At 69.4% G+C, this 22324-nt stretch carries 23 protein-coding genes and 1 riboswitch; of the genes, 13 read left to right on the forward strand and 10 right to left on the reverse strand.

The features are described from left to right. Positions 1-114 precede the first annotated feature (114 nt). Both HJG44_RS08155 and HJG44_RS08160 read left to right on the forward strand, forming a co-directional pair. A complete protein-coding gene (locus HJG44_RS08155) occupies positions 115-462 on the forward strand; it encodes a hypothetical protein (protein ID WP_171217842.1) in 348 nt (115 codons plus the stop codon). Positions 463-565: 103 nt separating this feature from the next. After that, on the forward strand, positions 566-1981 hold the full coding sequence (locus HJG44_RS08160; RefSeq protein ID WP_171217843.1) for an MFS transporter: 1416 nt from the start codon (positions 566-568) through the stop codon (positions 1979-1981). Here the strand turns inward: HJG44_RS08160 and HJG44_RS08165 are convergent, their stop codons facing one another. Continuing rightward, positions 1982-2686 (reverse strand): RlmE family RNA methyltransferase, encoded by a 705-nt coding sequence (locus tag HJG44_RS08165; protein WP_171217844.1) that lies wholly within the window; start codon positions 2684-2686, stop codon positions 1982-1984. It lies immediately after the preceding gene. Beyond that, the gene (locus HJG44_RS08170) at positions 2683-3801 is read right to left on the reverse strand and encodes a Ppx/GppA phosphatase family protein (protein ID WP_346767122.1); all 1119 of its coding nucleotides are present in this window, start codon (positions 3799-3801) and stop codon (positions 2683-2685) included. The genes HJG44_RS08165 and HJG44_RS08170 overlap by 4 nt, the downstream gene beginning before the upstream one ends. Positions 3802-3969: 168 nt before the next feature. On the opposite strand from HJG44_RS08170, the gene HJG44_RS08175 reads away from it, so the two are divergent. After that, positions 3970-5172 carry an acyl-CoA dehydrogenase family protein gene (locus tag HJG44_RS08175; RefSeq protein WP_171217846.1) on the forward strand — a complete coding sequence of 401 codons (1203 nt, stop codon included), beginning with the start codon at positions 3970-3972 and terminating at the stop codon, positions 5170-5172. Positions 5173-5323: 151 nt separating this feature from the next. Further along, complete coding sequence (locus HJG44_RS08180; RefSeq protein ID WP_171217847.1) at positions 5324-6010, forward strand: hypothetical protein; 687 nt, start codon at positions 5324-5326, stop codon at positions 6008-6010. 21 nt (positions 6011-6031) lie between these two features. Here the strand turns inward: HJG44_RS08180 and HJG44_RS08185 are convergent, their stop codons facing one another. After that, positions 6032-6535, reverse strand: coding sequence for a DUF2244 domain-containing protein (locus HJG44_RS08185; RefSeq protein WP_171217848.1), 504 nt, complete (start codon positions 6533-6535; stop codon positions 6032-6034). A 20-nt stretch (positions 6536-6555) separates the two neighbouring features. Here HJG44_RS08185 and nth point away from each other — a divergent pair, with 20 nt between their 5' ends. Beyond that, entirely contained in the window at positions 6556-7290 is a 735-nt protein-coding gene (gene nth, locus HJG44_RS08190; RefSeq protein ID WP_171217849.1) for an endonuclease III, read from the forward strand. A gap of 12 nt (positions 7291-7302) precedes the next feature. On the opposite strand, the gene HJG44_RS08195 is transcribed toward nth, so the two are convergent. Then, positions 7303-7512, reverse strand: coding sequence for a hypothetical protein (locus tag HJG44_RS08195; RefSeq protein ID WP_171217335.1), 210 nt, complete (start codon positions 7510-7512; stop codon positions 7303-7305). 214 nt (positions 7513-7726) lie between these two features. On the opposite strand from HJG44_RS08195, the gene HJG44_RS08200 reads away from it, so the two are divergent. Together HJG44_RS08200 and HJG44_RS08205 are read left to right on the forward strand one after the other, a co-directional pair. Then, on the forward strand, positions 7727-10321 hold the full coding sequence (locus HJG44_RS08200) for a GNAT family N-acetyltransferase (RefSeq protein WP_171217850.1): 2595 nt from the start codon (positions 7727-7729) through the stop codon (positions 10319-10321). A gap of 71 nt (positions 10322-10392) precedes the next feature. Beyond that, positions 10393-11322, forward strand: a complete 930-nt coding sequence (locus tag HJG44_RS08205; RefSeq protein WP_171217851.1) for a cupin-like domain-containing protein — start codon at positions 10393-10395, stop codon at positions 11320-11322. Between the two features lie 139 nt (positions 11323-11461). Here the strand turns inward: HJG44_RS08205 and HJG44_RS08210 are convergent, their stop codons facing one another. Continuing rightward, the gene (locus HJG44_RS08210; RefSeq protein WP_246736110.1) at positions 11462-12694 is read right to left on the reverse strand and encodes an MFS transporter; all 1233 of its coding nucleotides are present in this window, start codon (positions 12692-12694) and stop codon (positions 11462-11464) included. 183 nt (positions 12695-12877) lie between these two features. On the opposite strand from HJG44_RS08210, the gene serA reads away from it, so the two are divergent. Further along, positions 12878-14131 (forward strand): phosphoglycerate dehydrogenase, encoded by a 1254-nt coding sequence (serA, locus tag HJG44_RS08215; RefSeq protein ID WP_171217853.1) that lies wholly within the window; start codon positions 12878-12880, stop codon positions 14129-14131. Positions 14132-14143: 12 nt separating this feature from the next. Here the strand turns inward: serA and HJG44_RS08220 are convergent, their stop codons facing one another. The 5 genes from HJG44_RS08220 to HJG44_RS08240 form a co-directional block, all read right to left on the reverse strand. Next, positions 14144-14752 carry a glutathione S-transferase family protein gene (locus tag HJG44_RS08220; RefSeq protein ID WP_171217854.1) on the reverse strand — a complete coding sequence of 203 codons (609 nt, stop codon included), beginning with the start codon at positions 14750-14752 and terminating at the stop codon, positions 14144-14146. A 93-nt stretch (positions 14753-14845) separates the two neighbouring features. Then, positions 14846-15094 (reverse strand): hypothetical protein, encoded by a 249-nt coding sequence (locus HJG44_RS08225; RefSeq protein ID WP_246736111.1) that lies wholly within the window; start codon positions 15092-15094, stop codon positions 14846-14848. A gap of 62 nt (positions 15095-15156) precedes the next feature. Beyond that, positions 15157-17391, reverse strand: coding sequence for a xanthine dehydrogenase family protein molybdopterin-binding subunit (locus HJG44_RS08230; RefSeq protein ID WP_171217855.1), 2235 nt, complete (start codon positions 17389-17391; stop codon positions 15157-15159). Positions 17392-17399: 8 nt separating this feature from the next. After that, positions 17400-18416, reverse strand: coding sequence for an FAD binding domain-containing protein (locus HJG44_RS08235; RefSeq protein WP_171217856.1), 1017 nt, complete (start codon positions 18414-18416; stop codon positions 17400-17402). Continuing rightward, positions 18413-18928: a (2Fe-2S)-binding protein gene (locus HJG44_RS08240; protein ID WP_210260984.1), complete on the reverse strand. Its 516-nt coding sequence runs from the start codon at positions 18926-18928 to the stop codon at positions 18413-18415. The genes HJG44_RS08235 and HJG44_RS08240 overlap by 4 nt, the downstream gene beginning before the upstream one ends. A 218-nt stretch (positions 18929-19146) precedes the next feature. Between HJG44_RS08240 and HJG44_RS08245 the strand changes: the two genes are divergently transcribed. The 5 genes from HJG44_RS08245 to HJG44_RS08265 all read left to right on the forward strand — a co-directional run bounded on the left by HJG44_RS08245 (position 19147) and on the right by HJG44_RS08265 (position 22125). Next, entirely contained in the window at positions 19147-19344 is a 198-nt protein-coding gene (locus HJG44_RS08245) for a hypothetical protein (RefSeq protein ID WP_171217857.1), read from the forward strand. Between the two features lie 64 nt (positions 19345-19408). Next, a riboswitch (TPP riboswitch) is annotated at positions 19409-19510 on the forward strand. Next, the gene (locus HJG44_RS08250) at positions 19499-20536 is read left to right on the forward strand and encodes an FAD-dependent oxidoreductase (protein WP_246736112.1); all 1038 of its coding nucleotides are present in this window, start codon (positions 19499-19501) and stop codon (positions 20534-20536) included. Its footprint overlaps the riboswitch before it by 12 nt. After that, positions 20527-20724, forward strand: a complete 198-nt coding sequence (gene thiS / locus HJG44_RS08255) for a sulfur carrier protein ThiS (protein ID WP_171217858.1) — start codon at positions 20527-20529, stop codon at positions 20722-20724. The genes HJG44_RS08250 and thiS overlap by 10 nt, the downstream gene beginning before the upstream one ends. Before the next feature lie 13 nt (positions 20725-20737). After that, complete coding sequence (locus tag HJG44_RS08260) at positions 20738-21517, forward strand: thiazole synthase (RefSeq protein WP_171217859.1); 780 nt, start codon at positions 20738-20740, stop codon at positions 21515-21517. Next, positions 21517-22125, forward strand: coding sequence for a thiamine phosphate synthase (locus HJG44_RS08265; protein WP_171217860.1), 609 nt, complete (start codon positions 21517-21519; stop codon positions 22123-22125). The genes HJG44_RS08260 and HJG44_RS08265 overlap by 1 nt, the downstream gene beginning before the upstream one ends. The last annotated feature ends 199 nt before the right edge of the window (positions 22126-22324 follow it).

Here is a 22324-nt window from a genome sequence, read left to right on the forward strand (position 1 = left end):
CCGAGAGTTGGCGCGGGTCCGTAGCATGCCGATGACGGCTGCGCCAGCGACTCGGTCGATCGGAACCGGACGGAACGGCCCGGCTTGTTCCGGGTCAACCTCGCCGGAACTCACATGACGTCGATCCAAGCTTTCCGTGCCGGGCTCTTCGCCCTTGCCATGACGGGCGCCGCGCAGGCGCAGGAGGTGCCTCGCACGCCGCCCAACGCCGAGCTCGAGGCGTGCAAGACGACTGGCCTCCTCGCCCTCAAGGAACGCAGCCCGGCCGTGACGGACGTCCTGATCGACCCGGACGCGGTAACCATCGCCAAGGCCGACACCAAGGTCGAGGACACGCCCGTCAAGGGCGTGATCATGGGCGAGGCTTATCTGGAGAAGAACAGAACCGAGAAGCCGCACCGCTTCGTCTGCCTCATCGGCGAGAAGGGAAAGGTACTCCTCACCTTCTTCACGCAACAATAGCAGCGGCGGCCGCCGGGACGGTTAGGTTACGCCCGGCTCGGCCGGATCTGGCAGAGCCGGTCCGCCCGCGTGCTTTCCGCGCGCCGAGAAGCGCCTCGACCAAATGCGTCGCGAACGCCTCATCCCGATCATCGTCGCGACCGCGCTGTTCATGGAGAACACCGATTCCACGGTGCTCTCCACGGCGCTCCCGGCGATCGCGGCCGACCTCCGGCAGGACCCGATCGCGCTGAAGCTCGCCCTCACCTCCTATCTCGTCAGCCTCGCCGTCTTCATCCCGGTCTCGGGCTGGATGGCGGACCGGTACGGAGCCCGCAACGTCTTCCGGGCGGCGCTCGGCGTCTTCATGGCCGGCTCGCTTGCCTGCGCGGCCGCAGGCTCGCTGGCCGGGTTCGTGGCGGCCCGATTCCTCCAGGGGATGGGGGGAGCCATGATGGTGCCGGTCGGCCGGCTGGTCCTCCTGCGCAGCGTTCCGCGCGGCGAACTGGTCAATGCGATGGCCTGGGTAACGATGCCGGCGCTCATCGGCCCCGTCCTCGGACCGCCGCTCGGCGGCTTCATCACCACCTATTTCGACTGGCGCTGGATCTTCATCATCAACCTGCCCGTCGGACTGGTCGGGATACTGCTCGCGACGCGCTTCATGCAGGACGTCCGCGAGGAGGAGCGGCGCCCGCTCGACCGGTTCGGGTTCCTGACCTTCGGCTTCGGCCTCGCGCTTCTGATGCTCGGCTTCTCGACCGGCGGGCGCCATCTGATCCCGATCGGGGCTTCGATCGCTGCGGGGCTACTCGGGGGAGCGCTGGTCGCCCTCTATGTCCGGCATGCGCTGCGCGCCCCTGCGCCGCTGGTCGATCTCGCGCTGCTCAGGCTGCCCACCATGCGCAACGGCTTGATCGGCGGGGTCCTGTTCCGGATCGGGGTCGGGGCGATTCCCTTCCTGCTTCCGCTCATGGTGCAGCTCGGATTCGGACTGAGCCCGGTTCATTCGGGCCTCCTCACCTTCGCGTCGGCCGCGGGCGCGATGGTGATGAAGGGGCTCGCGGCCCGTATCCTGAGACGCTTCGGCTTCCGTCAGGTCCTCGTCTGGAACGCGATGGTCGCGTCGGCCTTCATCGCCGCCAACGGCCTGTTCACGCCGGCAACCCCCGCCGTCCTGATCCTGGCGATCCTCCTGGTCGGCGGCTGCTTCCGGTCCCTCCAGTTCACGGCCCTGAACACGATCGTCTATGCGGATGTCCCGACCGACCGGATGAGCGCGGCGACGAGCCTCGTCAGCGTCACGCAGCAGGTGGCGCTGAGCGCCGGGATCGCCGTCGGGGCGGGCGTGCTCCAGTTCGCAATCCAGGTCGGGCATGGAAGCGAGCTCGCGGCGGCCGATTTCTGGCCGGCTTTTCTGGCCGTCGGCCTGATCTCGGCCTCGTCGGCGCTGTTCTTCGCGAGGCTCGATCCCGATGCCGGGGCCGAGATGGCCGGCCGGGCCGCCATCGCGGCAAAGCCGATGGCCGACAGCGCCTAGCTACGGGTCGCCATCCGTCCCGCCGCCGCGAAAGCCGGTCGCCAGAACGTAGAGCTCGGCCGAATCGGAGCGGCTCGCGGCCGGCTTCACGTGCCGGACCTGCGCGAAGTCGCGCTTCAGGTCGGCGAGGAGCGCGTTCTCCGTCCCGCCCTGCAGGACCTTGGCCAGGAACGCGCCGCCAGGCTGCAGCACCGCGCGGGCGAACTCGGCCGCCGCCTCCGCAAGCCCCATGATCTTGAGGTGGTCCGTCTTCTTGTGGCCGGTGGCGTTGGCGGCCATGTCGGACATCACGACGTCGGCGCCCCCGCCGAGCATCTCCTTCAGGCGCTCGGGGGCGCGCTCGTCCATGAAGTCGAGCTTCTCGAAATCGACGCCGGGGAGAGCGTCCATGTCGAGGAGGTCGATTCCGACCACCCTCCCCTTGCCCCCCGCCCGGCTCACGCGCTGGGCCGCGACCTGCGACCAGCCGCCGGGAGCTGCGCCGAGATCGACCACGCGCCCGCCCGGCTTGAACAGGCGGAACTTGTCGTCGATCTCCAGGAGCTTGTAGGCCGCGCGGGAGCGATAGCCCTCGCGCTTCGCGCGCGCGACATAGGGGTCGTTGAGCTGCCGCTCGAGCCAGGCGCGCTGGGCCGGCGTACGGTTCCCGCCTTTCCTGACCCTCTGCCGACCCGGAGCCCGCGAACCGCCCTTGTCCGCGCTCAAGCCGAGCCCCGGCGCGACCAGACCTTGTCCTCGCGCATCATGCTCATGAGGATGCCCTCGCGCAGGCCGCGATCGGCGATCCGCAGATATGGCGCCGGAAAGGCGCGGCGGATTGCTTCGAGGATCGCACAGCCCGCAAGGACCAGGTCAGCGCGATCGCGGCCGATGCAGGGATTCTGCGCGCGCTCGTCGATATTGGTCGCGAGCAGCCGGTCGATGACGGCCGAGATCTCGTCGTCCCGCATCCACATGCCGTCAACCCGGCGCCGGTCGTAGCGATCGAGCCCGAGATGGATGCCGCCGACCGTCGTCACCGTCCCGGACGTGCCCAGCAGGTGGAAGTTCGGCGCGGCGGCCGCCGCACCGGCCTTCAGCGCGAACGGAAGGAGCCGGCCGGACACCTCGTCCACCATGTCCTCGAAGATCTCGGGCGTGACGCGCTGTCCGCCGTGCCGCTCGGCCAGCGTCACCACCCCGACCGGGAGCGAATCCCAGGCGCGGATGCGCTCGCTGGGACAGAGGAGCGAGGAGCCGGTCTGGCCGTCGAGCCAGGCGACCTCCGTCGAACCGCCACCGATGTCGAAGATGATAACGGCGCCGGCCTTGGGGTGCGCCAGCGAGGCGCAGCCCATCACGGCGAGAGTCGCCTCCGTCTGCCGGTCGACGACCTCGATCTCGATCCCGACCTCGCTGCGGACGCGCTGGATGAAGGCCGGCCCGTTCGAGGCAAGCCGGCAGGCCTCGGTGGCGATCAGGCGCGAGCGGACGACGTTGCGGGCGTCGATCTTGGCCCGGCAGATCCGGAGCGCCGCGATCGTACGGTCGATCGCCTCCTCGTTCAGCCTGTCGCCGATGCCGAGCCCCTCGCCCAGGCGCACGATGCGCGAGAATGCGTCGACGACCCGGAACTCGTGATAGGACGGCTCTGCGATGAGAAGCCGGCAGTTGTTCGTGCCGAGATCCAGCGCCGCATAGGCCCGGGCTGCGCGGCGGACATGGGAGTGCGGTCCGGTACGGGAAGAAGGGCGCCGCTGCGCCGGCGTATGATCGTCGGCGGTACGATGTGCCCGCTCGGCGGCACCGGCGTGGGCGAGCTGTCCGCCTCCATCCTGCACGGTTGCGATTCCCGGATGCGCGGACGGATGCCCGCGCCTGTGACTTGAAGTCACTGTATCAATGGGAATGTGATCATGCCAAGCCGAAACTCCCAGGGGGTGTGGCGGAGCCGCTCCCCTTGCGGGACCGGCCCGAAGGTCTATGACGCCTCCCATCGGAGCTACGCCATGACCGCCCACGCCCGTATCGCCGCCCCCGAAACCTCGTCGCGCCGTTCGCCCTACTTTCGCGAGGAGCACGAGATGCTGCGCGCACAGGTTCGGCGCTTCGTCGAGGACGAGGTGAAGCCGAACGGCCATCTATGGGAGGAGCAGGGCTTCGTGCCGCGGGAGGTGCTGCGGCGGATGGGCGAGCTCGGCTTCCTGGGCATTCGGTACCCGGCGGAGTTCGGCGGCTCCGAACTCGACACGCTCGCAACCGTAGTTCTCGCCGAGGAACTCGGACGCTCCACCTTCTCGGGCTTCGCCATCACGGTCCTGGTCCATACCGACATGGCGTCGGTCCACGTCGCGAATGCCGGCTCGCCCGAACAGCAGCGCGCGCACATGGCCGACATCGTAGCCGGACGGAAGATCTGCGCGGTGGCCATCACCGAGCCGGGCGCCGGCTCGGACGTGAAAGGCATCCGCACCCGGGCGCGCCGGGAAGGCGGCGACTATGTGATCGACGGCTCGAAGATCTACATCACCAACGGGGTGTATGCCGATCTCTATTGCGTCGCCGCGAAGACGGGCGGCGAGGAGGAGCGGCCCTCGCGCAGCGTCTCGATGTTCCTCGTGGAGAAGGGCACGCCCGGGCTGCGCGTCGGTCGCGCGCTCGACAAGCACGGCTGGCGCTCCTCCGATACGGCCGAGCTCTTCTTCGAGGATTGCCGCGTCCCGGCGTCCAGCCTGCTCGGCGCCGAGGGCCAGGGCTTCTACGCGATCATGCGCAACTTCCAGAACGAGCGCACCGTGATCGGCGCCATGGCCATGGGGGAGGCCCAGGCCGCGATCGACCTCACCCTCGAATGGGTAATGAGCCGAAAGGCCTTTGGCGGCGTGCTCTGGGACAAGCAGGCCATCCGGCAGAGGCTCGCCATGCTGCAGGCGAAGGTCGAGGCGGGCCGGCAACTCGTCTACCATGCGGCCTGGCTCGACGCGCAGGGGGCCGATGCCACCCGCGAGGTCTCCATGGTCAAGGCCTATTGCGGCGAGCTCGTCAACGAGGTGATGTATGCATGCCTGCAGTTCCACGGCGGGCTGGGCTTCATGCGGGAATCGGCGATCGAGCGCATGGCCCGGGATGCCCGCGTACAGGCGATCGGGGGCGGCGCGACCGAGGTCATGCTGGAGGAAGTCGCCAAGCGCATGGCGCCCGGACTGCTCTAGCGGGGCTCGGACAGCTCCTCCAAGAAGCTGCCGCGACCCGGGCATTAAGCAACAAAATCTACCACCATCTTTTACCCTAACTCGCGTCATTGGTTGAAGTTTTCGACTCCGCCGACAAGTGTCCGGCAACGGTAACTTGGAGGAGTCATCAATGAACGCTGAGCTCTACGGTAGCTCGCCATCGGAGGCCGAGAGCTCCGGTCCGGTCTCGCCGGAGGAGGTATCCGGCGAAGGTCCTCAGGCCGAGATGGAGAGTTCGGTCCTGGACGCGCTCCGGCCTCTGCTTCGCCCGAAGCGGAGGAAGGAGGGGGGCGAGAACGCCGTGTCCCCCGCGGGCGCCGTGGCGGCGGCATCGGAGAGCGAGCCGGCCGAACGCGAGGTCGACTACCTCGAAGAGGTGAAGGCCATCACCGGCACGGAGGAGGATCCGGAGCCGGCCGATACCGTGTGGGACACCTTCATGGCCGTCGGGGAGGACCTCGAGCGGCGCAGCCGGCAATCCGCGACCATGGCACGTCTTCTCGAGCAGCACCGCTACCAGCTCCAGACCGCCGAGCGCGAGCGCGACGCGGCCTACGAGAAGTTCGCCCGCATCGTGCCGGTCGTCCAGGAGACCGCGCAGGCGCTCCGCGAGGCGCTCGACGCGCGCAAGCTCGACGAGGATCCGGCCAAGATGCACCGGCTCTTCATGCTCAACGGCCGCGCGCTGGACGAGCTCGAGAAGGTCGCGGTCACCCTCTTTGCGGATTTCCTGTGGGTCAAATCGGCCTGGGAGCAATATGCCCGCAGCGCCGAGGATGCCCGCAAGCTCCGCGCGAGCCTCGACGCGGCGAATTGAGAACCGCCCTGAGCGCGGGGCTCAGTACCCGCGCTTCACCTGCGCGAGGGCGTTGCCGAACTCGTCGGCGAAATGCTCTCGCTCGGGCGGGGACAGCTCGCCCGCGATCGTGATGCGCTCCCCGCGTGAGACGAGCGCGAGCCTCTGCAGCCCGTAATCCTCGTCCGTCTCCCGGTGCAGCCGGGTCCAGAGCGGGTTCAGCCGCCATTCGCGTGCGTCGCCGCGATGGGTGACGCGCCGGAACATCAGCTCGATAGGCGTCAGCACGACCTCCTCGAAGGCGCGGCCGCGCCGGTAGCTGATCCTGAAGGCGAGGTAGAGGCCGACAAGGTCGAGCATCAGGAAACCGCCGACCGGCCAGAAGCCGAGCGTCGCAAAGCGGATCGCCGTCGCGCCGGCCACCCCGGCGCAGAGAATCATCATGACGCGGAAGCCGTTCCGCCCGAGCGAACGATGCGGCCGGATGACGGCCGCGAAAACGGGCTTCGGATCGTCGTGAGCCCGGCCGGGCTTGCCGCTCTCCATGGCCGAAATATAACCGGCCCATGGCCGACCGGAAGCCGTCGACGACGCCGAAGATCCGCGGCCGCAGCGCCGCCCCCGTGGCCGCAGCGCCGGGGCGGCGGCTGAAGGTCGCCAACCCCGTCGACGACGCGACGCTGATCGAGATCCTGACGCGGTTCGAGACGGCAAACCCGAGCCCGCGGGGCGAGCTCGAACACACCGATCCCTATACGCTGCTGGTGGCCGTGGTGCTGTCGGCCCAGGCGACCGACAAGAGCGTGAACCTGGCCACGGCCGAGTTGTTCAAGGTCGCGAGGACGCCGGCCGAGATGGTCGCTCTCGGCGAGGAACGGCTCGCCGAGTACATCCGCAAGATCGGGCTGTACCGGACCAAGGCGAAGAACGTCATCGCACTCTCGCGCATCCTCCTGGAGGAGCATGGCAGCGTCGTTCCGCCGGCGCGCGCCGTGCTGGAAGCCCTTCCCGGGGTGGGCCGGAAGACCGCGTCAGTGGTCCTGAACGTCGCCTTCGGCGAGCCCACGATCGCGGTCGACACGCATGTCTTCCGCGTGTCGCATCGCATCCCGATCGTGATCGGCAGGACGCCGGACGAGGTGCAGGCGCGGCTGGAGAAGCGCATCCCGCACCGCTTCCTGGCGCATGCGCATCACTGGCTCATCCTGCACGGCCGCTACGTCTGCAAGGCGCGCACGCCCGAGTGCCCGCGCTGCCTGATCAACGATCTCTGCCGCTATCCGGCGAAGACGCTGCCCTGAGCCCGATCCGGATCAGCGCCCGAAAAGCTGCGTGTGCGGAAGCGCCTCGCCGATCCCGAGCGTCTTCAGGTCGCGGCTGTTCGGCCGGCGGCCGGCCTCGACCGCGGAGGCGCAGCGGATGGCCGCCCCGGCGATCTCGAGGAAGGTGCGGATCGTCCCGAAGCTCCGGCCGCCAGCGGCAGCCGACCCGAGAACGGAGGAATTCATGGTTGTTGTAGCCATCGGATCTGACCTCTCAAGGTTTGCCGATGGGCGTTCCCCCTTGACCCCAACAAGATAGGGTTATGCTGCAATGCAGCAAGTGCCGTGCCGCGGGCTCTGGCATGCCAGCAAGGCATGGCGCGGCAACGGCCTGTTAACGGCCCTCGCGCCACATGCATCTTCTCGCGGGTCGCGGCGACGGAACGTTTAGGCCGCTCGCCTACGATCCGGACTTATGAGCTTCAGGAGCGAAAGCCTGGTCGGGCCGGCCGGCGCCGCATCGCATGCCGTCCGGCGGACCTTCGCGTTCGTGACGGACGGAAGCGAGGCGGGCGCGGCGCGGCGGCTCGCGGCCTCCGCCTTCCTTGCCCGCGTCTTCAATGCCGGGATCGGCTTCGCGACCCAGATCCTGCTCGCCCGCTGGATGGGCGACAGGGATTACGGCATCTACGCCTATGTCTGGGTGTGGCTCCTGCTCGCGGGCGGGATCGGGTCGCTCGGCCTGCCGGTCGCGGCGCTGAAGTTCATCCCCGACTACACGGCCCGCGGCGACATGGCGGGGCTGCGCGGCTTTCTCCGGGCGGCGCGAAGCCTCGCACTCCTGCCCTGCATGGGGGGAGCGCTTCTCGCCGGCCTGGTGCTGGCCATCGTCACCCATGGCGAGGGGACGGCCTATCTCCCGGTCGCGCTGATCGGACTGGCCGTCCTGCCCGTCTATGTCCTGATGGACATCCAGACGGGCATCGCGCGCGCCTACGACTACGTCGATCTCGGACTGGCGGCGGACTATCTCCTCCGTCCAGCCCTGCTCCTCGCCTTCTCCGGCCTCGTCTGGCTCTCCGGGCTCGGCGGCACGGCCGTGAACGTCATGGCGGCGACGCTCGCCTCCGTGGCCGTCACCGCGCTGGTCCAGGGAATCGTGCTGCAGCGCCGGCTTCTTGTCCGAATTCCGCCCGGCCCGCAGCGGCTCGACCTCCGGCGCTGGATGGAGGTCTCCTGGCCGCTGCTCATCGTGACGAGCTTCACGCTCCTGCTGGGGTCGACCGACATCCTGGTGCTGAAGCTGTTCGTCGGGCCGGAGGAGATCGCGCTCTACTTCGCCGCGACCAAGATCGTGGCGATCGCCTCCTTCGTCTCCTACGGCGTGTCGAACACGAGCGCCCATCGCTTCGCCGAACACATGGCGCTGGCCGACCGGGCCGGCATGGCCGATCTCGCCGCCCAGACCGTCCGCTGGACCTTCTGGCCGACGCTCGGCGTCGCGCTCGTCCTCGCGCTTCTCGGCGCCCCGCTTCTCTCCCTGTTCGGCACCCATTTCTCGGCCGGGTATCCGATCGTCGCCATCCTCGGGCTCGGTCTCGTCCTCGGCGCCGCGGTCGGCCCCGCCGACCGCGCCCTCGCCATGGCCGATCACGGCCGGGTCACGGCCTGGATCTACGGCGCATCCTTCGTCGCGAACCTGTTCCTCGCGCTGCTTCTGATCCCCCCGCTCGGGCTGTCCGGCGCCGCCCTCGCGACAGCCCTCGCGACCGGCCTTCGGGCGGCGATGCTCTATGGCGCGGCCCGCAGCCGGCTCGGGCTCGACATGTTCGTCCTCTCGCCGGCCCGGCTCCGGACGGCAGCGGCGGACGGGAATGCGGACGCTCTCTCCGCCGAGATCCTGCGGCCCGAGGAGGCGGAGCGGATCGCCGCCGAATGGCGCGACCTTGCCGACCGGGCGCTCGAGCCGAACGTCTTCTACACGCCCGAACTGGCGCTTGCCGGCATGCGTCATCTTCCGGGCGGCGGCGGGGTGCGGCTCGTGGCCGTTTGGCGCGGCACCGGCACCGGCCGCCGCCTGGTCGGTGCCCTGCCGATCCTTCCCGCGCGCAGGCGCTATCTGAACGTGCTGCCCGTCCGGCGCGCGGCCGGCTTCTACGGCACGCTCTCGACGCCGCTCGTCGACCCAGATCGACCCGGCGAGACGCTGCGGGCCATGCTCCGGGCGCTTGCGCGGCACGGCCAAGTCGGCCTCGTCCTGCCCTTCCTCCACCCGGACGGGACGGTCGCGGCCACGCTCGACGAAATCTGCGCCCGCGACGGGCTGCAGCGGGCGATCCTCGGGACCCATCAGCGCGCCATGCTCCGCAGCCCCCTTCCGGGCGGCCAGTACATCCGGGCGACGCTGGAGACGCGGCGGCGCAAGGAAGCCGACCGGCAGCGCCGGCGCCTCGCCGAAGAGGGGGAATTGGTCTTCCGGGTCGCCCGAGGGCCGGACGAGATCGCCGCAGCCTTTGGCGCCTTCATCCGGATCGAGGCGGCCGGCTGGAAGGGCCGGGCCGGCACGGCCCTGGTCCATGCGCCAGGCGCGGAGGCGTTCTTCCGCGAGGCCGCCCTCGCCCTGTCGCTACGCGGCGAATTTCGTATCGGCACCCTCTCGCTGGACGGTCTGCCGGTCGCGGTCGGACTTCTCGCCGAGCATGGCCGGCGCGCCTTCTACGTCAAGACGGCATACGACGAGAACTTCGCCCGCTTCTCGCCCGGCCTTCTCCTCACGCTCGACCTGACCGCGCACCTCCTCGATGATCACGGCATCGCGGATGCGGATTCCATTGCGGTCGCCGACCATCCGATGATCGACCGGATCTGGACGGAGCGCTTCGCCGTGACCTCGATTGTGGTGGCGACCCGGCCGGGGGGCGGCGCCGCCTTCCGCGCGGCCGTCGCGATGGAGCGCCGCCGCGAGCAGGCCGTCAGCCGCCTGAAGCGGATTCGGCTCAAATTGCGTCGATCGCGGCAATCGGCGGGAAAGGACGATCACAACAAGAGCGCGACGGAAGCGGGAGCTTAAGCCGCACGCGAGGCGAGCGGGCTATCTCCGGTGCGCGAACATGGCGGACGGCCATGGACGGGAGCATCAAGATGGGTTCTCTGATCGAGCTTGCCGCCGAAGGCCGCGGCGCCTTTCCGCACCGGCCCTTCGCGCTGCGCCACCGCCTCGCCGGCCATCCGCTCTTCTCGCTGGAGAAGCTCGTGGAGGTGGCGGGCCGCATGCCGTCGGACGGGGTCGAGTACAATTCGGGCAAGGTCGGGATCGACCAGAAGCCGGAGGAGACGCCGCTCGTCGACCTTCCCCCGACGGAAGTCGTCCGCCGCATCCGCGAGGCGAACGCCTGGATGGTGCTGAAGCGGGTCGAGCGCTTCCCGGAATACAAGGCTCTCCTGCAGGAGGTTCTGGACGGCGTCGCGCGCGACATGGGCCACCGCGACGCCGGCGATGCCGGCTTCACGAACCTCGAAGGCTTCGTCTTCGTCTCGTCGCCAAACGCGACGACGCCCTTCCACTCCGATCCGGAGGACAACTTCTTCGTCCAGATCCACGGGGACAAGTTCTTCCACGTGATCGACAACCGGGACGGCACCGTCGTGCCGCCCCAAGCCTTCGAGATCACGCCCTCCATGCACCGCAACCTGCCCTACCGCGAGGAATTCGAGAGCCGCGCGACGGTGTTCAGCATGAAGGCGGGCGACGGCTGCTTCGTTCCCTATCTCTGGCCGCACTGGGTCCGCACGGGCGACAGCTATTCCATCTCGATGGCGATGACCTGGAAGTCGGCCGAGGTGCGCCGCTCGAACAAGGTGCTGTTCATGAACGGGCTGCTCCGGAAGTGGGGATTTCCGCAGAAGCCGCTCGGGACCAACCCGGCCCTCGACAGCCTGAAGGCGGCCGCCTACACGGCCCTGCGCGCGCCGATCGAGCCGCTGCGGGGGAGCGAGGCGCTGCGCAACCTCATCCGCGGCGCGCTCTTCGGACGAAACGCCAACTACTACCTCGCCGGCCGCAAGGGCTGAGGGCCGGCGGTCTCGCAATCGTCTGCTAGGAAGCGGCGAACTCTCGTCAGGGGACTCAACCGGGTGCGGGTCATCGCCCTGCACCTGATCTCAGGCTCCCGATGCGATTGCCCGCGTCACCACCGCCTCATCGGCCCGCTCAAGCGGCCATCGCGGGCCGCTCCTTGAGCCTGACGAGCGGCGAGACCCAGACCATGGCGGCCTGGGCGAGAAACAGGAAGGCGGCCAGCAGCAGCGCCGTCTCGGCCCCGGCGACCGCACCGACGCCGGCGCCGATCGCCGCCCCGAGCGGCCGGGCGCCGTAGCTCGTGATGTTGATGGCCGAGACGCGGCCGAGAAGGTCCGCCGGCGTCACGAGTTGCCGCAGCGTCGTCGTCGAAATCGTCCACTGGATCGGGCCGATTCCGAGCAGGAGCCAGCCGAAGCCCGCGAGCCACGGCCAGGGGAGCCAGATGGTCAGCGCAAGCACGGCGGAGGCGGCGAAGCCGGCGACGGGGCCGAGGCCCAGCACGGTGCCGAAACGCAGCCCGTGCACGAGGCGGGGCGAAAGAAGCGCGCCCGCGATCATGCCCGCCCCGTAGGCCGCGAGCACGATCCCGATGCCGGCCGCCGACAGCCCGAGATGCCGGACCGCGTAGGGCACGAAGACGGCCAGCACGACGAAGAAGGCGGTGTTGAACACGATCTGGGTGACGAAGATCGGGCGCAGCAGCGGGTGCGTGAAGACGAAGCGGGCCCCCTCCGCGATATCTCTGAGCGGCTGCCTCCCGAGCACCGCCGCCGGACGGCCGGGCTCCCGGACGCCGAGGAGCAGGAGCACCGCGGCGACCGAGAGTGCCGCCGCGCAGCCGAAGGCGAAGGACACTCCGGCCCAGCCGACGAGCGCGCCGCCGAGTGCCGGACCCGCCATGAAGGCGACGGTCCGGGCGAGCTCGATGCGGCTGTTCGCGGCCGGAAGCTGCTGCGGCCGCACGAGGGCGGGCACGAGGGCGGGGGCCGCGACGCTGTAGCCGACCGTGCCGCAGGCACCGACGAAACCGAGAAGGGCCAGGACCGGCAGGTTCAGCCAGCCGCCTGCGGCGCAGGCGATGATCGCGACGAGCGAGACGACGCGGAGCGCTTCCGCGCCCGCCATCAGGCCGGGCCGCGACACGCGGTCGGCAAGCAGCCCGATGGGAATCGCGAAGAGCACGAAGGGCAGCGTCTGGGCGACCTGGAGCAGACCTGCTTCGCCCTCGTCCGCCCCGAAGGCCAGGACGGCGATGATCGGCGAAGCGGCAAGGGCGATCTGCTCGGCCGATTGCGCGGCGAGATTCGACCAGGCGAGGCGCCGGAAGGCGGCCGGCAGTGTGGGAGAGGCGTAGCTCGGCAAAAGGCGAAATCCGGATTGCGGCGGCCGTCCAGTTCGCATCCCGGGGTCGGCCCGACATCCCGTTTTCTGCGCGTCGAAGATGCGGCGAGGCAGCCCGCTCGCGCGATGCCTGCCCCGTGCCCGCCAGACTGGACGGCCGGCGGTGCAACGTCTAAGCCGCGACCCCTCCCCCCGAGCCCTGTCATGACCATCGAACGCCTTTCCCTGCCGAAAGACCGGATCCACGTGCTCCTGCTGGAGGGCGTCAACGACTCGGCCCTCGAGATCATGCGGAACGCCGGTTACACCAACGTCGTCCGCACCAGCCGGGCGCTCGATCCCGCGGCACTGAAGGAGCAGCTCGCCCGTGTCCATATCCTGGGCATCCGGTCGCGCACGCACCTGACGGAGGAGATCTTCGCAGCCGCGCCGCGGCTGATCGCGGTCGGCTGCTTCTCGGTCGGGACGAACCAGGTCGATCTTCCGGCCGCCGCCCGCCGGGGCATTCCGGTCTTCAACGCCCCGTTCTCCAATACCCGCAGTGTGGCGGAACTCGTCATCGGCGAAATCGTGATGCTGCTGCGCCGCATCGCGCCCCGCTCGCGGGCTGCGCATGAGGGGCGCTGGGACAAGTCGGCGGCCAATTCGCACGAGGTCCGCGGCAAGACCCTCGGCATCGTCGGCTACGGCAATATCGGCTCGCAGCTCTCCAACCTCGCCGAGGCGATGGGCATGCGGGTGATCTTCTACGACCTGACCGACAAGCTCCGGCACGGCAACACGGAGCCGGTCGGAAGCCTCGAGGAGCTCCTCGCGGCGAGCGACGTCGTGAGCCTCCACGTGCCCGAGACGCCGCAGACGCACGGGATGATCGGCGCAGCGCAGATCCGTGCGATGAAGAAGGGCGCCTACCTCATCAACAACTCGCGCGGGACGGTCGTCGATCTCGACGCGCTCGCAGCCGCCCTCAAGGACGGGCACCTGCGCGGAGCGGCGATCGACGTCTTCCCGGTCGAGCCCGCGTCGAACAACGACCCCTTCACGACGCCGCTCCAGGGCTTGGACAACGTCATCCTCACCCCGCATATCGGCGGCTCGACCGAGGAGGCGCAGGAGCGGATCGGGGCCGAGGTCGCCCGCAAGCTCGTGGATTACTCGGATGTCGGCTCGACCGTCGGCGCGGTGAATTTCCCGCAGGTCCAGCTTCCGACGCGGCCGATCGGCACGCGCTTCATGCAGGTCCAGCGCAACCTGCCCGGCATGCTCGGGCGCCTCAACGACGTGTTCGCGAGGCGCGGCATCAATATCGCGGCGCAATACTACCAGACGGACGGCGAGGTCGGATACGTCGTCATCGAATCCGATGGTACGGGCCACGAGGAGGCGACGGAGATCCTCGAGGAGATCCGCGCGCTGGAGGGCACGATCCGCGCCCGCCTCCTATACGAGCGCCGGTAAGATCGGCCGCCGTCAGACGAGCGGCTGCGCCCTGCTCATCGCCCGCTGGTAGGCGGGACGCTCCGCCAGCCGCGCCACATAGGCCTGGAGCGGTGGGGCGAGCCGGTCGTGGAAGCCGAGCCAGTGGCCGAGCCCGAGCGCCCAGCCGCAGGATATGTCCGCGGCCGTGAAGTCGCCGGCGAGGTAGGGGCCTCGGCTCAGAGGGCCGAGCAAGGCCGCCGACTTGGCGACCGCGAGCCGTGCGCCGAAGTTTTCCCTCTCCGCCTCGGGGCCGAAGAAGCGCGAGCCGACCGTCACGTTCAGCGGCGCCGCAAGCGACGTCTCGCCGAAGTGAAGGAAGGAGATGTAGGCTGGGTAGTTCGGAGCATTGATGCCCGGGGCGAGCGGCGTGGGACCGAATTTCGCGCCGAGATATTCGAGGATCGCGCAGGATTCCATCAGGCGGGTGTCGCCGTCGCGGAGCGCCGGGAAGGCGCCGGTCGGGCTTGCCGCCATGAACTCGGAATCCTCCAGACGCCTGGCGAAGTCGACCGCGCGCAGTTCGTAGGGCAGCTCCATCTCCTCGAGCATCCACACGACGCGCAGGGCACGCGTCGGCGGCGCGCCATAGACCGTGATCATCGAAATCCGCCCTCCCGGCCGGGGTTCGTTAGGCCCTGCGGCACATTTCGGGGCGGATAGCCGGGGGGCTGTTTCGCCCCTATTTCGTCGCGCCTATCTGGTGATGCGCGTCGGCGCGATCGGGTCGCTCGCCGGAAAGGTCTCCTCGACGGCCTCGTCCAGGAGCTTGTCCTGCCGTTCGCGCAGATCCTCGCCCGGCTTGCGGTCGCCGGGCGCATCCGCCGCGGCGAGATCCGCAAGCGCCTGCCCGGTCCGGCGCAGGGCTTCCCGCTCCTCCGAGGAAAGACCCTCGAGCCACGTCTTCAGAGCCGCAGGTGCGCTGGTCGGCCCGTCGTTCGTCATCAACCCCCTCCTTAGCTGATAGGCAACGGATGCTGCGCCGCCGCGTTCCCGGCCAGGCCGTGCTACAGGAGCTTGTCGGGTGTGATCGGCAGCGCGCGGATGCGCTTGCCGGTCGCGTGGTAGATCGCGTTCGCGATCGCGGCAGCCGTGCCGACGATGCCGATTTCGCCAAGCCCCTTCACGCCGAGCGGATTCGCCTTGTCGTCGTGCTCCGGCACGAAGATTACGTCGATGTCGTGGATGTCGGCGTTCACGGGCACGTGGTACTCGGCGAAGTTGTGGTTCATGAAGCGGCCGAGATTGTGATCCAGCATGGATTCCTCCTCGAGCGCCATCCCGACTCCCATCACGATCCCGCCCAGAACCTGCGAGCGGGCCGTTTTCGGATTGAGGATCCTGCCGGCCGCGACCGCATTCACGATGCGCGTCACCCGGATAATGCCGAGCTCTTCGTCGACCTTCACCTCGGCGAAGATCGCCGAATGCGTGTACATGGAATAGCGCATGCTCGTGAGGATGTCGGGCGAGACCGTCTCCTCCGCCTCCACGTGCTCGACCCCGCCTGCCTGCATGGCATCCGCCAGGGTGACGAACCTCTCGGGGTCGCCCGCAAGCTCGATCCGCCCGTCACGGAAGGCGACATGCTCGATGCCGGCATTCGCCAGGGGCGAGCCGTCGATCGACCGGGCAAGGCCGAGGAGCTTCTCCCGGACTGCACCGCAGGCTGCCTGGACGGCGGCGCCGGCCGAAGCCGCGGTCCATGATCCGCCCTCGATCGGCGAGGCGGGCAGGGAGGAATCGCCGATCCGCACCGCCACCCGTTCGATCGGCACGCCGAGGTCGTCCGCCGCGAGCTGGGCCAGGATCGTGTAGGTACCGGTGCCGATGTCGCTCGAAGCCGTGGCGATCTCGAGCTCGCCGCCGGCCGCCAGCCTGGCGCGGGCGCTCGTCTTCTGGAAATACGCCTCCCAGCAGCCCGTCGCCATTCCCCAGCCGACGAGCTCACGCCCATCCCTCATGGAACGCGGCGCCGGATTCCGGCGCGACCAGCCGAAGCGCTCCGCCCCGATCCGGTAGCACTCGCGCAGCTCCTTGGACGTGAACTCCTTGTTCTCGTCCTGGTCCTTCTCGGCATAGTTGCGGAGCCGCAGCTCGACCGGGTCGATTCCGACCCTCTCGGCGAGCTCGTCCATGGCGATCTCGAGCGCAAAGACGCCCGTCGTCGCTCCCGGCGCCCGCATGTCGCCCGGCGTGTAGGTGTCGATCTGGGCGAGCTTGTGAGTGAGCGCGACGTTGTCGCAGCGGTACATCAGGCCCGACCAGTTGACGATGTTCTCCTGGTAGTCCTCGAACTGCGAGGTCGATTGCACCACGTCGTGGCGGACCGACATGAGCCGGCCCTCCTCGTCCGCGCCGAGGCGGATCGTCTGCAGCGCATGCGGCCGGTGCGTGAAGGTGAACATCTGGTCGCGCGTGAGGACCACGCGCACCGAGCGCTTCAGCTCCAGGGCCGCCATCACGGCGAGGAAGAGCTGGTATTGCGGCCTGAGGCCGCTGCCGAAGGCCCCGCCGACATAGGCGTTCACGACCCGGACGTCGTCGGCGTTCAGGCCGAAGACGCTCGCCACGTATTTCTGGCTGTTCTGCGAGCCCTGGACCTTGTCGTAGATCGTGAGCTTGCCGTCGCCCTCCCAGACCACCGTCGAGGCGTGCGGCTCCATCGGGTTATGGTGCTCGATGGCATGGGTGTAGTCCCCGTCGACATGGACGGGCGCCGCGCCGAAGGCGCCTTCGGGATCGCCGCGCGGCTCCGGCGGAGGCTTCACGCCCGCGCGCTTCTTTTTGGGCACATAGGCCTCGTGGCGCTTCACCTCGAGATCGGTGACATGCCCGGCCGCCTCGTACTCCACCTTGACGAGCGAGGCGGCATAGCCCGCCGCCTCGAAGCTCTCCGCCACGACGAGCGCGACGGGCTGGCCGCTGAATTGGATCTCAGGGCCGTGCAGCGGGCGGAAGGGCGATCCGGGCGGGGCGACCTCGTCGCGGTAATTGTAGTCGAGCCAGGCCGTCCGCGGCCGGTTCTCGTGGGTGAAGACGTGGATCACGCCCGGAACCGCGAGCGCGGCGGCGGTATCGATCGCCGTGATCCTGCCGCGCGCGATCGCGCTCGACACGACGACCCCATAGGCGAGGTCCGGTGCGAAGTATTCGGCGGCGTAACGGGCCGCGCCGGTGACCTTGGCGGGGCCGTCCACCCGGCTTGTCGGCCGGCCGACATAGGCTTCTGGGTTCGGCATGGTCGGTCTCAGCGGATGCGCTTGTCGGTCTGCGATTGCGGGGTGCCGGCGGCGGCCTGCTCCAGCGCGCGGATGATCGCGCGGCGCGCGAGCTCGATCTTGAAGGAATTGTGCGCATAGCCCCGGGCGTCCCGGAGCACCTCTTCGGCGGCGGCCGCGAAGCGCTCGCGACCAGGCGGATTGCCGACCAAGAGCGCCTCGGCGGCAGTATCTCGCCACGGCTTGTGGGCAACGCCCCCGAGCGCGAGCCGCGCCTTCGCGACCACGCCGTCCTCGATCTTGAGAGCCGCTGCGACCGAGACCAGCGCGAAGGCGTAGGACAGCCGGTCGCGGAGCTTCAGGTAGGTGTGGTTCGAGCCGTAATCCGACGGGGGTAGTTCCACGCCCGTGACGACCTCGTCGTGCCGGAGCGTCGTGTCGATATGCGGCGTGTCCCCGGGCAGGCGGTGGAACTCGCCGATGGGGATCCGGCGTGCCCCGCCCTGACCTTGGACGTGGATCACCGCTTCCAGCGCGGCGAGCCCGACGCACATGTCCGAGGGATGCGTCGCGATGCAGTGCTCGCTCGTGCCCAGGATGGCATGGATGCGGTTCTGACCCTCGATCGCCGGGCAGCCTGTCCCGGGCTCGCGCTTGTTGCAGGGCGTGCCCGGGTCGTAGAAGTAGTAGCAGCGGGTGCGCTGGAGCAGGTTGCCGCCCGTCGTCGCCGAGTTTCTCAGCTGAGGCGAGGCGCCCGCCAGGATCGCGCTCGCGAGCAGCGGATAGCAAGCCTGGATGCGCTCGTCATAGGCGAGGTCGCTGTTCGGCACGAGCGCCCCGATCAGGAGCCCGCCCTCCTCGGTCGGGGCGATCTCCCGCAGCGGCAGGCGCGTGATGTCGATCACCCGCTCGGGGCGCTCGACATTGTACTTCATGAGATCGACGAGGTTCGTCCCGCCGGCGATGAACTTGGCGGCTGGATTCGCGGCTGCCGCCGCGACCGCCTGGTCCAGCGTCTCCGCCCGGAGATATTCGAAGTTGTTCATGGTGTCGCGCTCCGGCGCCCGGTGGCGAGCACCTGCTGGATCGCCGCGACGATGTTCACATAGGCGCCGCAGCGGCAGAGATTGCCGCTCATGTACTCGCGGATCTCTTCCACGGTGTTGGCCCTGCCCTCCTCGAGAAGCGCGACAGCCGACATAATCTGTCCGGGCGTGCAGTACCCGCACTGGAACGCGTCGTGCTCGATGAAGGCCTGCTGCATCGGATGGAGCCGGCCATCCTCGGCGAGACCCTCGATCGTGGTCACGCTCGAGCCGTCCTTCATGGCGGCGAGGACCATGCAGGAATTCACACGGCGGCCGTCGAGGATCACCGTGCAGGCGCCGCACTGGCCGTGGTCGCAGCCCTTCTTCGTCCCGGTGAGTTGGAGCCGCTCGCGCAGGACGTCGAGGAGCACGGCGGTCGGCTGCACCGTCAGTCGGTGGGTCGTGCCGTTCACCGTCAGGGTGACCGGAATCCCGGCCGCGTCGGCCGAAGCTTCCTGCGAGGGCGACAATGCTGAGCTCCTGGGTGCGGGCGGCAGGGCGGGGTCGCCGAGAGCGGCTCGACCGCGCACCTCATAAAGACTCCAAACTGCCCGACGTTCCCGCAGGGTCCTGGAACGTCGTCAGCCGGCACGGCGGCCGCGATCTCGGCCCCGCCGCTTCCGGCGACAGGCAACGGACGACGCGGTTCGGGCGTTCCTCACCCGCCAGGGAGGACGGCACCGCGCTCATGGACAGCTACGAAATCCTGAACCGCTTCGAGAAGCAGCCCGACGGCACCTGGATCTGCCTGGAGCCCGTTACGGTGCAGACGGCACATGGGCCCGTGGCGGTCGCGGCCGGCATGGCGTTCCACTACGGCGAGAAGCTGGACGACGTCGATGTGGCCGAGCTGCTCGAACGACTGGGCGCCCAGCACGGGTCTTAGGCGCCGCGTCCGGACGACGCGGTTCGTGACGGGCTTGTGAAAGACGGCCCGAAGGCGCACATTGCGGCCATCCGAGGGGTGCCCCGCGCGGGGCTGAGACGGCGGTGCCGAACCCTTTGAACCTGATCCGACTCGCATCGGCGGAGGGACGGAGATGCCTGACACGACCGGAACCCATCTCATGCCGCGGCCGCCCCGGCCGGGCGAGCCCGTGACCGTCGTCGGCGCCGGCATCGCCGGCGCCTGGGCGGCGCTGCTTCTCGCCGAGGCCGGCCATCCGGTCACGATCCACGAGGCCGGAACGGCCGAGATGGTTGGGGCCGCAAGCCACTGGGCGGGCGGCATGCTGGCGCCGGATTGCGAGAGCGACGGCGCTGAACCGGCGGTCGTGCGGCTGGGCCATCGCTCTATCGACCTGTGGCGCTCTGTCCTGCCCAATACGCCGCTGAATGGGTCGCTCGTCGTCTGTCATCCGCGCGACCGGGCCGATCTCGAGCGACTGGCCCGACAGACCGCCGGCTACGAACGTGTCGGCGCAGAGCGCATCGCCGAGATGGAGCCCGCTCTCGCCGGCCGCTTCCGCGAGGGCCTGTTCTTCCGCGGGGAAGGCCATGTCGAGCCGCGCGTCGTCCTGCCGGCCCTGCATGCCCGGCTGCGCGGGCTCGGCGCCGAGATCCGCTTCGGTTCGCCGGTCCGACCGGCCGAGCTCGACGGGACGATCGTCGATTGCCGCGGGCTCGGGGCGCGTGATGCCCAGCCGGAGCTCCGGGGCGTGAAGGGCGAGACCGTCCTGATCGAGACGGCCGAGATCGCCCTCTCCCGGCCTGTCCGCCTCATGCATCCGCGCTGGCCGATCTACGTCATTCCCCGGACCGGCAACCGCTTCCTCATCGGGGCGACGACGATCGAGAGCGAGGATGCGTCCGGGGTGAGCGTCCGCTCGGCGCTCGAGCTGATGACGGCCGCCTATACGCTCCACCCGGCCTTCGGCGAGGCGCGAATCATCGAGCTCGGCGCCGCGCTCCGTCCCGCCTTCCCCGATCACGCCCCACGCATCGTGGTGACGGGTCGGCGGATCGCGGTCAACGGCCTCTACCGGCACGGCTTCCTGATCGCGCCCGCCCTGGGCGAGATCGTTGCGAACTATGTCGCGCACGGCACGCGCGACAACGAGGTGATGCGGTGGTCCTGACGGTCAACGGCGAGCGACGGGAGGTGGAGGCCGGCAACGTCGCTGCTCTGCTGGAGGCGCTCGGCTACGAAGGCTCGTTCTTCGCGGTTGCCGTGAACCAGGAGGTGGTTCGGCGCGCGAAATGGGCAGACACGCCGCTCGCCGAGGGCGACAGCGTCGAGATCCTGACCCCGCGTCAGGGCGGATAGGAGACGGACGGACGTGAATCTCTACGGCCAGGAGGTCGCCTCGCGCCTCCTCATCGGAACCGCCCTCTATCCCTCCCCCGCCGTGATGGAGGCGGCGCTCAAGGCCTCCGGCGCCGAGATCGTGACCGTATCGCTGCGGCGGGAGGCGGGCGGCGGCCGTGCTGGCGATTCCTTCTGGCGCATCATCCAGTCGCTCGGCGTGAAGGTTCTGCCGAACACGGCCGGCTGCCGCACCGTCAAGGAGGCGGTGACCACGGCCGAGCTCGCGCGCGAGCTTTTCGGGACGCCCTGGATCAAGCTGGAGGTGATCGGCGACGACGAGACCCTGCAGCCGGACGTCGTGGCGCTCGTGGAAGCCGCCGGCATCCTCATCCGGGACGGCTTCGAGGTGTTCCCCTACACGACGGAGGACGCGACGGTCGCCAACCGCCTCGTCGATGCGGGCTGCCGCGTCGTGATGCCCTGGGCCTCGCCGATCGGCAGCGGCCAGGGCATCACGAACCGGGCGGCCCTCCAGACGCTCCGTGCGCGGCTGCCCGACATCACTCTCATTGTCGATGCGGGGCTCGGCGCACCGTCCCACGCGGCCGCGGCCCTGGAACTCGGCTATGACGGCGTGCTGCTCAACACGGCGATCGCCAAGGCCGACGACCCGGTCGGCATGGCGCGCGCCTTTGCGCTCGCGGTCGAAGCCGGCCGGGCGGGATACGAGGCAGGCCTCATGCCGCCGCGCGACTTCGCGTCTCCCTCGACGCCCGTCGTGGGGACGCCCTTCTGGCACGCGGCCGGCTGATGGCGCAGCGGTATCCAGACCGCTTCTACCCGGTCGTCGACACCCTGGACTGGGTTCGCCGGCTCGCGGCGCTGGGTGTCGGCACGGTGCAGCTCCGGGCCAAGGACCTCGGCCCGGAGGCGGCTCTCGCCATCGTCCGCGACGCGCTCGCGATCACGCGCGGCACGCCGACCCGCGTCGTCGTGAACGACTATTGGGAAGCGGCGATCGCGGCAGGGGCCGAGCACGTGCATCTCGGCCAGGAGGACCTAGCCGAGGCCGACGTCGCGGCGATCCGCAAGGCCGGGCTGACGCTCGGGCTGTCCACCCACGACCACGAGGAGCTGGAGACGGCGCTGCGCCACGATCCGGATTACGTCGCGCTCGGGCCGATCTACCCGACGACGCTCAAGGCGATGCGCTTCGCCCCCCAGGGACTCGCCCGGATCGGCGAATGGAAGCGGCGCCTGGGCAGGATACCGCTCGTCGCGATCGGCGGCATCACGCTGGAACGCGGCCCAGGCGTGTTCGCGGCCGGGGCCGATACGATCGCGGTGGTGAGCGACGTGACCCAGCACCCCGATCCGGACGCGCGCGTCCGGGCCTGGCTCGACCTGGCCCGGTCCTGAGCGCGCGTCCTCGCCGCGTCGGCGTTGGAACCCGAGTTCAGTGTCTTCGTTGAAGTGGCACATGATGCTGCACCGCGGCATGACACAATCTGTTCAAATTCTCCCCCGATCCATGTAGATCATCATCAACATAGCTCGTTTAAACCCAGGCCATTTCAGGGCTTTTCGGGCTCGTTTCTGCCTGCCTTTTTCTCGCCAA

The organism is Enterovirga aerilata (assembly GCF_013044135.1).
Lineage (GTDB): Bacteria > Pseudomonadota > Alphaproteobacteria > Rhizobiales > Beijerinckiaceae > Enterovirga > Enterovirga aerilata.

Coding starts and splice junctions, on each gene's coding strand:
- nth (WP_171217849.1), top strand. CDS start 6,556: ATGGCCGACCGGAAGCCGTCGACGACGCCGAAGATCCGCGGCCGCAGC.
- HJG44_RS08175 (WP_171217846.1), top strand. CDS start 3,970: ATGACCGCCCACGCCCGTATCGCCGCCCCCGAAACCTCGTCGCGCCGT.
- HJG44_RS08195 (WP_171217335.1), bottom strand. CDS start 7,512: ATGGCTACAACAACCATGAATTCCTCCGTTCTCGGGTCGGCTGCCGCT.
- HJG44_RS08265 (WP_171217860.1), top strand. CDS start 21,517: ATGGCGCAGCGGTATCCAGACCGCTTCTACCCGGTCGTCGACACCCTG.
- serA (WP_171217853.1), top strand. CDS start 12,878: ATGACCATCGAACGCCTTTCCCTGCCGAAAGACCGGATCCACGTGCTC.
- HJG44_RS08155 (WP_171217842.1), top strand. CDS start 115: ATGACGTCGATCCAAGCTTTCCGTGCCGGGCTCTTCGCCCTTGCCATG.
- HJG44_RS08230 (WP_171217855.1), bottom strand. CDS start 17,391: ATGCCGAACCCAGAAGCCTATGTCGGCCGGCCGACAAGCCGGGTGGAC.
- HJG44_RS08200 (WP_171217850.1), top strand. CDS start 7,727: ATGAGCTTCAGGAGCGAAAGCCTGGTCGGGCCGGCCGGCGCCGCATCG.
- HJG44_RS08245 (WP_171217857.1), top strand. CDS start 19,147: ATGGACAGCTACGAAATCCTGAACCGCTTCGAGAAGCAGCCCGACGGC.
- HJG44_RS08235 (WP_171217856.1), bottom strand. CDS start 18,416: ATGAACAACTTCGAATATCTCCGGGCGGAGACGCTGGACCAGGCGGTC.
- HJG44_RS08185 (WP_171217848.1), bottom strand. CDS start 6,535: ATGGAGAGCGGCAAGCCCGGCCGGGCTCACGACGATCCGAAGCCCGTT.
- HJG44_RS08205 (WP_171217851.1), top strand. CDS start 10,393: ATGGGTTCTCTGATCGAGCTTGCCGCCGAAGGCCGCGGCGCCTTTCCG.
- HJG44_RS08250 (WP_246736112.1), top strand. CDS start 19,499: ATGCCTGACACGACCGGAACCCATCTCATGCCGCGGCCGCCCCGGCCG.
- HJG44_RS08225 (WP_246736111.1), bottom strand. CDS start 15,094: ATGACGAACGACGGGCCGACCAGCGCACCTGCGGCTCTGAAGACGTGG.
- HJG44_RS08220 (WP_171217854.1), bottom strand. CDS start 14,752: ATGATCACGGTCTATGGCGCGCCGCCGACGCGTGCCCTGCGCGTCGTG.
- HJG44_RS08160 (WP_171217843.1), top strand. CDS start 566: ATGCGTCGCGAACGCCTCATCCCGATCATCGTCGCGACCGCGCTGTTC.
- HJG44_RS08180 (WP_171217847.1), top strand. CDS start 5,324: ATGAACGCTGAGCTCTACGGTAGCTCGCCATCGGAGGCCGAGAGCTCC.